Here is a 12,561-nt window from a genome sequence, read left to right as displayed (position 1 = left end):
CATAAAAAACATCCTTTTAAGGATGTTAGGGTGTACGTTTTTTGAAACTAATAGGTGTCGTCTTCGTCGTCGTCAATATAGTCATTAAAGGTATCCAAATCGTCCAGTGGAAGATCGAATTCATCATCGTCATCATCTACAAATGACTTCTTGTTTTTAGTGCCTTTAATAGCATTTTCGTTGAGCAAATCAAGCTCTTCAACTTCCTCTATCGGACTTTTCTTGATGGTTTTTTTCGGAGTTGTCATTACAAAAAAACTAAATTAATAAATGGATTGCTTGGTTTAAATTTACGCATTTCTATTCACCAAAATTAAAACAAAAAGCGTTTGTGCAAGAAAGTATTTCAAAAAAAAGATGCCTTTAAAAATGTTTGACGTATATCCTGAGATATATCTTTTGTTTACGCTGTAAGTGCCTGGCTGGCGAATATTTGGATAAAAAAAAGTGGTAAAGGTATTAGCTTTACCACTTTTAACACACAAATGAAACCTGAATTGAGATAGTTTTAAGGTTAGGGTAAAATATCTTTATCAATTCTATAAGAACGTTTTTCAAACTAGGTTTGTTTAAAATCTGATACAAGTATAAGGCTATTAACCAGACGTAGCAACACAAATTAGTATGTGGTATCATTAATTGAGTAAACGGTAATTATTCTGCTAATTTGATCAAAATCTTAACAGAAGTCCCAGAAATTCCATTTTGTTTTACCTGAATTTGTATAGGGTTGGTTGCAATCTGGTTTAACAGGTTAATCCGTTCCTGTGTTAAATTCATGCCTTTACTGTTATGTGTAAACTTCTTATGTTTTAGCGAATTGTCTATACCAACCCCGTTGTCACAAACCTCTATCATTAGATCAGCATGCTCATCCATACTAATGGTGATTTTAAGTTCGCCACCTTCCTCCAATGGCATAATTCCATGCCATATCGCATTTTCAATATAAGGCTGCAATAACATTGATGGAATGAATGTTTCTTCCTTATCTATATCGGGGGAGATACTTATCTCATAATGGAGTTTATCTCCGAATCTTTTCTTTTCAAGACTCAGGTATAATTCCAGGTATTCCAGTTCCTCCTGTAGTGATATATAACTTTTCGTACAAATCTCCAAATTTTTCCTAATCAGTTTTGCAAAGCCTGTTAACACTTTATTGGCTGAGGAAGTGTCTTTTGTATTGATATAATGCTGAATTGAATTCATCACATTAAATACAAAATGTGGGTTCATCATGGCTTGCAGGGCCCTTTGTTCTAGCATCAGGATTTTATTTTTCAGTAACAGTTTTTGTTGCTCTTTATTTTTTTGTTTTTTAGTCACCACTACGGCAATTCCATATAAACATAGTCCACCCAATGCAAATATTACTAATTTGAACCAGGTGGTTTCCCAAAATTTAGCTTCCAGCTCGAATTTCAAAAACGCTGGTTCACCCCAATCGCTGTTAATGGTTTTTGCCTGCACTTCGAAATTATAATTGCCAGGTTCTAGTGCAGCAGCGTCAACCCTTTTTATCCTGGTTTCTGTCCATTTATTTTCCGGTTTCAGTCGGTAGCGGAACCACATGTCCTGATTCTGAAAATCAATTGCTGTGAAGTACAACGTGATTTTATTATTCAAAGGATTCACCTTAATATCAACATCGGCAATGTTTCTTTTCGTTCCGTCCACCACAATGCCAGTAACCAGAGCCTCCGGTGGCTTAATTAGCTGGTTATGTGTTTTGTTATAAAAATAGACCAAACCACTGTTGGTTGCAAAGTAGGAGGTACCCTTATCAATGTAAAGGTCGTTTACGTCATTTCTTAATAAAGCATTGGTGTATTGAAATGATTCTACCAGTGGTTTGTTCCCCTCCATGCAGATCCGGTTAATCCCTTTATTGGTAATTACCCAAATATCTTCACCACTTATAAATTGTTCTCCACAGATGTTACTGGCCAGTCCATCAAGTTGCGTAATATGATGAAGAATTTTTTTACCATCTGTCAAAATTAACCCATAACCGTCGGTTGCCAGTACAAGTGTGCCATCTGGCAGCTGTTTAATATCGTTAATTCTTTTGGTGATGACAGAGTTTTTTAAAAACGGTGTTAACTTGCCGTTACTGAACTCATGGAGTCCCCGGGTATTAGAGAACCATAATTTCCCTTCTTTGTCGTAAAAAGTGCTATACGCCCTATCCTTAAAAAAATCTTTTCCTTCCCGGAGGCCCGACAAGGAAAAATGCAAATTTTTATCCTGGCCGTTTAACACTAGGACGCCCGATGATAAGGCGACTGCCAACGAATGGTCCTCTTTTAAGGAGAAGTCTTTTACTACAAACACGGAATGCTGTTGTTCTTGTAAGTATGTATTTGTGTGTTGATCACTATGGATATTACTAATCACACCCAGACCTTCATCAGATGCAAAATAAATTGATTTACCGTCTGCTTTCAGCGTCAGTTTCTTAATGCCAGTATGAAAAGGGCGGTTGTGTTGCACCCTATACTCACTAATTTTTTTCCCCGCATCAAGTTTGTTAAGGTATCCCCCTTCAAGGCCAAGCCATATGTTTTGTTCCCTGTCTTTAAGTACACTTTTGACCACATTACTGCTTAAACCATGTGATTTATTTATCGTAAACATCCGGTTTTCCATGCGAGGCAACATATAAACCCCGTCGCTACCCGTAAACCACATATTTTGCTGCCTATCCTTAATTACTTGCACTGTAGGTACACCCCTTAGATACTGTATTGTACGGCCTGAAGAATCGATATGAAAAACGCCATCCTGACTACTTAACCATAGGTCTTTTCGATCAACATGAAAGTATCCCAGTTCTAAATTAGTTAACTTAGGGTCGATAGGTTTAACCAGTTTCTGAAGTTTGCCACTTTTATAGTTCAGCCCTTTTTTATCCAGGTACCACATCGTGTTGTTATGCGGAGCCGCAATCATTTTATGATATGATGGTGGTGCAGGTGTATTGCTGTTTACCAGACTAAATTTACCATTATTATATAAACGCACGTTGTTTTGGCTATATATCCATATTTTGCCACTCGCGTCTTCGCTGGCATAACTAAATGTAAACTGGTTTTTATAGTCGGTAGAACTGAATTTGAATAATCTTTTGCCATCAAACATGAACAACTGATTTTTGTTGGTGCCAAACCAGAGTCTATTCTGCTTATCATGAAATATCGAAATTATTACAGCGTCAAATTTGAGTAGGCCCAGAGCTTGATCGTTGGTGCTATTGTAAATCTTGCCGTTGTGGAAATAGCTCATTTCCCCGTTAAAAGCCAAAAACCAGATTCGTCCTTTATTATCTTCCTTAATCTGAAGCACCTGGTTGTCAGGCATCCCGTCATCAATGGTGAAATTTTCGAAACGCTGGCCGTCAAAGCGGCTTACCCCGGCATCTGTGGCCACCCATATAAACTGATGGGAATCCTGAAGGATAGAATAACAATTATTACTCGGTAAACCATCTTTGGTGGTGTAATGCTGTATAAATGTCGATTGTGCCACACAAACTGTTATGCCGGCAAGCAATACCGTTAGTAGCAGTAAAAACCTGAAGAACGTAATTTTATTTATCACTCTTTAAGTTGGTATAGGATTTAACTTTTTCAGCAAATTCACTTGCTCTCCTGCGGGAAACAGCAATTTTAACTCCACTTTTTAAAGTAAGCTCTAAACCGTTTTTCGAATTATACTCCTGAAGGTAATCCAGGTTGATCATGCTTGACTTATGAACCCGTACAAACTTACTCTCCGGTAAAATCCCTTCATATTCCTTCAACACTTTTGCTACCGTGATTTTGTCTTTACTATTCAGGTAAAAGACAGAGTAGTTGCTGTCGGCTTCAATGTTAATTATGTCATCAAAGTCAACAATCGTATATCCACCCTGGCCATTAGGTAAACTCAGTTTCCTTATTTCCGAACGGTCATCCAAATAGCCGGCCAGCATGGTAAGCTGTTCACGATTTTGTTGTTGGGCAAGTTTATTTGTTTCTACCAGCCTGGTGGCCTTGTTAACAGTTTCCTTTAATTCGTCAATATCTATTGGTTTCAGAAGGTAATCAAGGGCATTTGCCTTGATGGCGCGTAGGGCATATTGATCAAATGCCGTGGTGAACACCACATGAGCATTGTTTTGTATCGCTGTGGGAATTAACTCAAAACCATTTTCGCCTGGCATGGCGATATCCAGGAAAACGAGGTCTACCTCATTTTCCTGTAATAAAATTCTAGCTTCACTAACTGATTTTGCTATGCCGGTGAGATGAATATTTTCGCAATTTTCCTGAAGTAAAAAGTATAAAGAAGAACGTGCGAATTCTTCATCATCAACAATGATTGCGTTAAGTACCAGCATAGAGAGAGATTTTATGCCAATTTAGTAATTGATAACCTGTTCTTCTAAAAATTCCGGTAAATCTCTGTAATTATATTGTTGTCCACGTAACTGAGGTTCAAAACCAGCCTCTTTAATAGCATCCTGAATCCCTTTTGCAGTGAAACGATGTGGTGCTCCTGCTGCAGAAACTACGTTTTCTTCAATCATGATGGAACCAAAATCATTCGCACCTGCATGAAGGCAAAGCTGGGCAACAGTTTTTCCAACTGTTAACCACGAGGCCTGAATATTTTTAATATTAGGAAGCATGATTCGGCTTAGTGCCAGCATACGCACGTATTCATCGCCAGAAACATTGTTGCTAATTCCCCTCAATCTTTTTAATAATGTACCATCATCCTGGAAAGGCCATGGTATAAAGGCAAGAAAGCCTTTTGCGTCTGCAGGTTTCTCACTTTGCACCTGTCTGATCCACACCAAGTGTTCAAAACGTTCTTCGATAGTCTCCACATGACCGAACATCATAGTGGCCGAAGTGGTAATGTCCAGTTGGTGTGCAGCGCGCATCACGTCAAGCCACTCCTGTCCGCCACATTTTCCTTTAGAAATTAACCTTCTTACACGATCGTTTAAAATCTCTGCACCGGCACCCGGCAAAGAATCCATTCCGGAAGCTTTTAAAGCCGCTAATACTTCTGTATGCGATTTTCCTTCTAGTTTAGCAACGTGGGCAATTTCCGGCGGACCTAACGCATGAAGTTTCAAATCCGGATAAAGTTCTTTAAGTGTGCGGAACAGGTTCGAATAAAATTCAAGTCCTAAATCCGGATGGTGCCCTCCTTGTAATAGAAGCTGGTCGCCACCTAAACGAAAAGTCTCTTCAATTTTAACTTTATAGGTCTCAATGTCTGTAATGTAACTATCTTCATGACCAGGTCGTCTAAAGAAATTACAGAATTTGCAATTGGCAATACAAACATTGGTGGTATTCACATTTCTGTCTATTTGCCAGGTTACTTTCCCACTGGGCACTTGTTTCTTTCTCAGTTCATTTGCTACATAGGCCAGTTCGGCGGTAGCAGCATGATGGTATAGAAAAACGCCCTCTTCCTGAGTTAGAAAGTCGAATTGCAGGGCCCTGTGTAATAGATCAGCAGTGTTCATCTGCCAAAGATAACCATAAGTTCCGTTCTTTTTAAATTCCTATCTTTGCCGCAATTATTTTTAAATATATGGTAGATTTCAACCGTTTTACACTAGCTAACGGATTGCGTGTTTTAGTACATGAAGATGATACAACGCCCATGGCGGTATTAAATATTTTATATGACGTAGGTGCGAGGGATGAAGAGGAGGGTAAAACCGGCTTTGCACACCTTTTCGAACACCTGATGTTTGGTGGTTCTATTAATATTCCGTCTTATGACGAGCCTTTACAAAGAGTAGGAGGAGAGAACAATGCCTTTACCAGTAATGATATTACTAACTATTACATCACTTTACCTGCTGTAAACCTGGAAACTGCTTTCTGGCTGGAAAGCGACCGCATGTTAAGCCTGGCCTTTTCCGAGAAAAGTCTGGAAACACAAAGGAACGTGGTATGTGAAGAGTTCAAACAGCGTTACCTTAACCAGCCCTATGGCGATGTATGGTTAAAGTTGCGTCCTTTAGCTTACCAAACTCACCCATATCGCTGGGCAACAATCGGGCAGGATCTAAAACAAATTGAAGAGGCAAAGATGGAAGATGTGAAAGCCTTTTTCAAAAAACACTATAACCCGCAAAATGCCATTATGGTAGTTGGTGGTAACGTGAAAACAGCCCATATCAAAGCGATGGCCGAGAAATGGTTTGGTAATATTCCTGCAGGTGAACGTTATGAAAGAAACCTGCCGCAGGAACCCCTGCAAACTGAAGCACGCCAATTAACGGTTAAGGCCAATGTGCCTTTGAATGCCATTTACATGGCCTTTAAAATGCCAAACAGAAGGAGCGAAGCCTATCAGCGTTTTGACCTTATGTCTGATATATTGTCACAAGGACAGTCGTCACGTTTATACAATAAGCTGTTAAAAGATCAACAGTTGTTTAGTGATATTCATGCCTATATTACCAGTAGTTTAGACGATGGACTTTTTGTTGTTGAAGGTAAATTAGTAGAAGGTGTATCTATGGAGGCAGCGGAAGCAGCAATCTGGACAGAACTGGAACTTATTAAACAAGAGCCGATATCTGTTGATGAGTTGACCAAAGTGAAAAACAAATCCGAATCAATAATGGTCTTTGCCGAGATGAGCTTACTTGACAAAGCCATGAATCTGGCTTATTATGAACTATTGGGCGATGCCAACCTGCTGAATACAGAGATCGACCGTTACCTGTCAGTTACTGCAGAACAAATACAGGAAGCTGCACAACAGACTTTCGTAAAGGAACAATGTTCAACCTTATATTATTTAATCGATAAAGATGCTAAATAGAACCCTCGTACCTGATTCTATGCAGGTATCAGAAATAAAATTTATTACGCCACAAGAGCAGGTGCTTGATAATGGAATTAAAGTATATACCATCAATGCCGGCAAACAAGAATTAGTACGGATCGAGTTTATCTTCGATAATGTTAACTACGACGCTACTAAACCCTTACAGGCAGTTGCCGTAAACCATTTGATTAACAATGGAACGGCATCGTTATCGGCCAAAGACATTGCTGATAAAGTAGATTATTACGGTGCCTTTTTACAAACTGAATATGGTGCCGATCAAAGCAGTATTAAGCTGTATACATTAAACAAACACCTGCCTTCTGTATTACCCATATTGAAGTCTATATTAGATGAAAGTGTGTTTCCACAGCAGGAATTGGAAATCTTTATCCAGAATCAAAAGCAGAATCTACAGGTAAGTTTAGAAAAGAATGACTTCCTGGCCCGTAAAAACTTTGCTCATGCCATCTTTGGCGATACCAGTTATGGATCTAACATCGGATTTGCCGAATATGATGCGTTGCAACGTGCAGATTTATTAGCTTATTACAAGGCAGCTTATAAACCAGCTAACTGTACATTGTTTGTGTCTGGTAAATTTGAGCACACCGAATTCGCTTTATTGAATCAAATTTTCGGACAAACATGGAACAATGACCTGCCTTCAGTTCAAAACAACTTTGCATTTGCGCCGGCACCCAAAGGGGAAATCCTTATTGAACGTCCAGGCGCCATACAATCTGCCATACGCATGGGAACATTGGCCATTAACCGTACCCATCCTGATTTTGCAGGCTTCCAGGTATTAAATTGCCTTTTGGGTGGTTACTTTGGCTCACGCCTGATGGCAAATATCCGTGAAGACAAAGGGTACACCTATGGCATTGGTTCCGCAGTGGTATCTATGAAAGATGCCGGTTACTTCTTTATCGCTACCGAAGTAGGTGCAGATGTTTGCGGAAAGGCTTTAACGGAGATTGAAAAAGAAATTGATATCCTGAAAACAGACCTGGTATCAGATGCCGAACTCGACCTGGTACGTAATTACATGTTAGGTTCTATGTTAGGTAGCCTGGAAAACGCATTTTCGCATGCCGATAAATTTAAAAGCATCTTCTTCTCCGGATTGGATTATGCATATTACGATCGTTATATTGAAACCGTAAAAACAATAGAGGCCAGCGCGCTACGCACACTGGCCAACAAATATCTAAATACCCAAGATTTCACCAAGGTGATCGTCGGAAAGAAATAACGAGTCTCCCTGTTGGTTAATTTACTTTTTCCAACAGGGTTATTACCCCGTCCATGGTTGCTACAAGCACCTTTTTTCCATTAATCACATTCACGGTGTTCACCATAGAATGGTCAACTTTATGTGCCCACACCTGTTTTCTTGTTTTAGGGTCAAAGGCGTAAATTACACCGTTTTTGGTGCCAAAGAAAACGTTATTGTCCTTTGCAATCAGCATGGATGGAACATGTTCATAACCATATTTCAGGTTTAACCGCCATAATACGCCAGGATCTGTCTTTTGCGTTTGATAGGCAACCACCTCATCGTTCATGGTTTTTCCAAAGATCAATGATTTGTCTTCCGAGATGCCTATGGATTCTCTCACAGTAGCTTCTTTATTGCGCCAAAGTGTTGTTCCCTCATTGGCATCTATTGCCGTTAGCACACGGTCGGGCGCAGCAATGTAGACCACATTATCATGTGCAACGGGTGTAACCATAGCTGGCGAATACATGCGGTTGCCATGTCCATTATTCCATTTCCATAACAAATCACCGTTACTCTTTTTTAGCGCATACAGATGACGCCCCCAGGAGCCGAAAATCACCTTATCTTTATACAGGAGTGGTGTACCTACAAGTGTGCCTTCTACGCCTTTAAATTCCCATACCAGGTTGCCATTTTTAACATTCAAAGCACGGAAAGTGTTATCGCTTGATCCGATAAATACTTTTCCTTTTTGTACTACCGGCGATCCTAATACAGCGGCTTGGGCTTTGTATTTCCAAACCAACTTTCCTGAATTAATATCCATGGCATAGACATGTCCATCGCCACTTCCTAAAATTGCCATACCCTTAACCATAACCGGAGATGAATAAATGGCGCCACCTGTCTTGTAGGTCCATTTTTTCTTTCCATCGGCTAAATTAAAAGCTTCAATCTCCCCAATCGCATTACCTACCACTACAGTTTTACCATCAGTAGCTGGTGTGGAAATTACATTGGCTGCCGAATGGTACGACCAGGTTTTTTTTACTTCAGGGTAAGTATCATTTATAGCAAATGAAGGTCTTTCAAACGGACCATAGCTTTTCGGTTTAAAAGTGCCTAAAGCAAATTTACGCCATGGCTGTTGAACTTCTAATCCAGGTCTTTTTACAGCAAAGAACACCGAATCTTTACGCATAGTTACTACATTATATCCACCAATGCTGTCTTTAGCACGCAGGTTGGAGCGCCCCATGGTGCCTTCGATGCCTTCAAAATCCATGGCTTTGTTGGCATGGCCATGGCCACAAATGGCATATTGGATGTTGTACTTTTTAACGCGGTCTATTGCTTCATACCAGTTATCAAGGCTGTTGTCTATTGGATAATGGTTTATAAATACCACCGGCATATCCTTAGGAGTGTTTTTTAATATATTGTCAAGCCAAACGGTAGCATCGCGGGGGATGTGGCCGTCAGACATGCGAACGTAGGGTCCCGATGCACAGGCAATAAAACGGAATCCTTTGTGGTCGAAAGTAAATTTATCATCACCAAACTCTCTGATAAAGTCAACACCACCAGATTCTGACCAGCCGGTATCGTGGTTCCCAGGAATTACATAAAATGGTTTATTTAGCCCGGAAAGAATTTCTTTGGCCAGTTTGATTTCCTTTTGTGTACCCATCTCCGTGATGTCACCGGTAACCAGTATAAAATCTAGGTCTGCCTGTTTATTTAAATCGGCAACGGTGTTCCGTAAATCATCTTCGCCGGTGTCGGTACCAACATGTGTATCGGTTACAAATCCGTATTTAAATGTTTGTGCCTGCGTTGGATAATAGAAAAGAAAAAATAGTGCAAATAACAAATAGTGTCTGAGCTTCATATGTAAAAGTTTCATGCGCTAAAACTAAACATTTTAATGTTTTTGATTAACAAACTGATTATTTAATTATCATATTTGTATGTAACATTTCCCTCATCTTTATTCGTTAAAACATATGCTATCGACCTTCCTGGATAATAAAGAACTCGTGTTTAAAATTAACCCCAACCTCAGCACAATCGACTGGATTTATGTCTGTTCATTGTTTGAAAAAGTGAACTGGCGTACGCGTATTCCGGAAGAGATAAAGAAGGCTTTTTATAGCAGCACGTGGACAATGTTTGTGTACCATGAAGAGCGATTGGTAGCCTTCGGGCGCACCATTGACGATGGCCGATATTATGCCATGCTTGGGGACATCGTGGTAGATCCCGATTTCCAGGGAAGGGGATTGGGTAAAAAACTGGTTAAAACCCTTAACGATAAATTAGAGAATTATCATTTTGTAACATTAACTGCGGCACCAGGGAAAGATGCTTTTTATAAGAGCTTAGGCTGGAAAAAACAGAGTACTGCGTTTATCTGGCCACAAGGTCCAAAGCAATTAAGGCAACATACGGAGCCGGAGCAGTAGGGCTTATAATACTCCGCTTAGTTGGTTACCCTGTAAATAACACCGTTGGTATCGTCGGAAACGAGCAGTGAGCCATCAGGATGCACCGCTACACCAACCAACCTCGCAAAATGTGATTGGTTACCATTAATTAAAAAGCCAGTCAGGAAGTCGTCAAAACGAATAGGTTTGCCGTTTTCAAAATGCAGGCGTACAATTTTATATCCTGCCGGAACACTCCTGTTCCAGGAACCACGCATGGCAATAAAAGCATCGTTTTTATAATCTGCCGGAAAACGATCACCTGTATAAAATGCCATCTGCATTGGTGCAGCGTGCGCCTGGTAGGTCAGTGTTGGCTCAGTGCTTAACTGTGCGTATTGACTGTAGGTAGTATCGCCCTGCGGCGGTTCAGTCGGATTATACTTACTTTCTCCGTAAATATAAGGCCAGCCGTAGTTAAGATTCTCCTTAATCAGGTTGACTTCTTCCCGTTGTTCTTCATCACCAAGCCAGTCAATCCCATGATCCATTCCCCACAATTCCGAAGTTGCTGGATGCCAGCCAAAGCCTATAGTGTTTCGTAATCCTTTTGAAAACACCTTTTTATTGCTGCCATCTAAATTACTTCGAACCAGGGTAGCATTCATTTTATTAGGTTCCGGACATGAGTTGCAAGTACTGCCGACTGAAATGTAAAGTAAACCATCAGGGCCGATAGCCAATGTACGGTTGGGGTGTTGCCCGCCATCCGGTAGGTCGCTGATGATCATTCGGGGTGCACTTAATGTTCCATCAGCATTTATATCTGCTACATAGACTTCTTTTACTGCAGCAATATACATTTTAGATTGGTGTATTGCCAGGCCATGAGCCTGGTTTATGGTAGCCACCGTCGATTTAGCGTCGGCTATGCCATCGGCATTCGTATCCTTTAATAGCATGATAATACCGGCTTCACGATCCGACGCGTAAACATTGCCGGTACTGCTAATAGTCAAAATCCTTGGTTTGCCTAATCCGTCGGCAAATTTATTAACAGTAAACCCAGGAGGTACTTTTAATTGCTGGATATTTGCATCTGATGCAGGTGCCTGCGCCGGCCTGAAAACATATGCTTTAATCTGGCTTGAAGTCGGTTGATCCTTGGTCTCTGGAATAATCGACTCCCAAAAGTCGTCATGTTTAGTGCAACTGTAAATTAGACCAGATAGTATGGCGACAATGGTCAGGGTTCTTGTCCAGTTTTTCATAAGGAGCCGTATTGGTGGTTATATTTAAGAACAAGAGGGTTCTGTATTTGTTCTTTGTTAAAAGTACTGGTATTTGCTAAATATGTTAAGTATATTTCACTGATTATCAATTTAGTGATGCCCAAAACTCTTCTTCGGATGAGCCGATTATTTATTCTATTCGGCTCATTATTATGTGTATATTTGAGCCGAATAGAATAAATATTCGGCTCATCATGTATAACTGGCAAAGAAATTCCTGGCCGCATTTTAACTATAAACTGGTTAAAATTGAGGAAATGCTTCATCAATTTGCTGAAAAAACAGGCTTAATTACTGGCTTGGTTAAGGCTTTGCCTGCAAATACAAAAATGAAGGCGATTATTGAGGTCATGGTTTCTGAAGCTATAAAAACATCTGAAATTGAAGGTGAATACCTTAACCGTAAGGATGTGATGTCGTCGATTAGAAACGGATTGGGTTTAGTCGATAAACACCAGGCATCAGATCTAAAAGCTAAGGGTATTGCAGAACTCATGGTCGATTTACGGCAAACCTACCAAGAGCCATTAACTAGTGGTCATTTGTTTGCCTGGCACACCTTGTTGCTCGGCAGCGAGCGTCATATGAAAGTGGGTGCCTGGCGTGGCCATCCCGAACCCATGCAGGTTATTTCTGGCTTTTTTCCACAGCGCCTCTGACGACATGAGCGTGGAATATGCCTCGAGAACGTTCCCTTTCGACAGTTCGTACTGGTTCATGAGCGTTTCGGCACGTTCATATCTCTGGCTCGTGTTTTTGAAAC

General features: G+C 40.4%; 10 protein-coding genes. 4 read left to right on the top strand and 6 right to left on the bottom strand.

Annotation, left to right across the window (positions count from 1 at the left end; all coding sequences use genetic code 11):
• Positions 1-47: 47 nt before the first annotated feature.
• From ACR2F3_RS10205 to ACR2F3_RS10190, 4 genes are all read right to left on the bottom strand, one after another.
• On the bottom strand, positions 48-248 hold the full coding sequence (locus ACR2F3_RS10205; RefSeq protein WP_432709875.1) for a hypothetical protein: 201 nt from the start codon (positions 246-248) through the stop codon (positions 48-50).
• Between the two features lie 406 nt (positions 249-654).
• Positions 655-3,603 carry a ligand-binding sensor domain-containing protein gene (locus tag ACR2F3_RS10200; protein WP_432709874.1) on the bottom strand — a complete coding sequence of 983 codons (2,949 nt, stop codon included), beginning with the start codon at positions 3,601-3,603 and terminating at the stop codon, positions 655-657.
• On the bottom strand, positions 3,593-4,384 hold the full coding sequence (locus ACR2F3_RS10195; RefSeq protein ID WP_432709873.1) for a LytR/AlgR family response regulator transcription factor: 792 nt from the start codon (positions 4,382-4,384) through the stop codon (positions 3,593-3,595). The genes ACR2F3_RS10200 and ACR2F3_RS10195 overlap by 11 nt, the downstream gene beginning before the upstream one ends.
• A 21-nt stretch (positions 4,385-4,405) precedes the next feature.
• Positions 4,406-5,530, bottom strand: a complete 1,125-nt coding sequence (locus ACR2F3_RS10190) for a CofH family radical SAM protein (RefSeq protein ID WP_432709872.1) — start codon at positions 5,528-5,530, stop codon at positions 4,406-4,408.
• A gap of 68 nt (positions 5,531-5,598) precedes the next feature.
• Here ACR2F3_RS10190 and ACR2F3_RS10185 point away from each other — a divergent pair, with 68 nt between their 5' ends.
• Both ACR2F3_RS10185 and ACR2F3_RS10180 read left to right on the top strand, forming a co-directional pair.
• The gene (locus tag ACR2F3_RS10185) at positions 5,599-6,846 is read left to right on the top strand and encodes a M16 family metallopeptidase (protein ID WP_432709871.1); all 1,248 of its coding nucleotides are present in this window, start codon (positions 5,599-5,601) and stop codon (positions 6,844-6,846) included.
• A complete protein-coding gene (locus ACR2F3_RS10180) occupies positions 6,836-8,110 on the top strand; it encodes a M16 family metallopeptidase (RefSeq protein ID WP_432709870.1) in 1,275 nt (424 codons plus the stop codon). The genes ACR2F3_RS10185 and ACR2F3_RS10180 overlap by 11 nt, the downstream gene beginning before the upstream one ends.
• Before the next feature lie 16 nt (positions 8,111-8,126).
• Here the strand turns inward: ACR2F3_RS10180 and ACR2F3_RS10175 are convergent, their stop codons facing one another.
• A complete protein-coding gene (locus ACR2F3_RS10175; RefSeq protein WP_432709869.1) occupies positions 8,127-9,971 on the bottom strand; it encodes a PQQ-binding-like beta-propeller repeat protein in 1,845 nt (614 codons plus the stop codon).
• A gap of 115 nt (positions 9,972-10,086) precedes the next feature.
• Here ACR2F3_RS10175 and ACR2F3_RS10170 point away from each other — a divergent pair, with 115 nt between their 5' ends.
• Positions 10,087-10,545: a GNAT family N-acetyltransferase gene (locus ACR2F3_RS10170; protein ID WP_432709868.1), complete on the top strand. Its 459-nt coding sequence runs from the start codon at positions 10,087-10,089 to the stop codon at positions 10,543-10,545.
• 17 nt (positions 10,546-10,562) lie between these two features.
• Here ACR2F3_RS10170 and ACR2F3_RS10165 read toward each other — a convergent pair whose 3' ends face one another.
• On the bottom strand, positions 10,563-11,777 hold the full coding sequence (locus tag ACR2F3_RS10165; RefSeq protein ID WP_432709867.1) for a PQQ-dependent sugar dehydrogenase: 1,215 nt from the start codon (positions 11,775-11,777) through the stop codon (positions 10,563-10,565).
• Between the two features lie 215 nt (positions 11,778-11,992).
• Between ACR2F3_RS10165 and ACR2F3_RS10160 the strand changes: the two genes are divergently transcribed.
• Positions 11,993-12,457, top strand: a complete 465-nt coding sequence (locus ACR2F3_RS10160) for a DUF4172 domain-containing protein (RefSeq protein WP_432709866.1) — start codon at positions 11,993-11,995, stop codon at positions 12,455-12,457.
• Positions 12,458-12,561 lie beyond the last annotated feature (104 nt).

The organism is Pedobacter sp., assembly GCF_045627485.1.
Classification (GTDB): domain Bacteria; phylum Bacteroidota; class Bacteroidia; order Sphingobacteriales; family Sphingobacteriaceae; genus Pedobacter.
The sequence above is the reverse complement of the archived record's forward strand: the minus strand, read 5'-3'. Positions and strand labels throughout refer to the sequence as shown.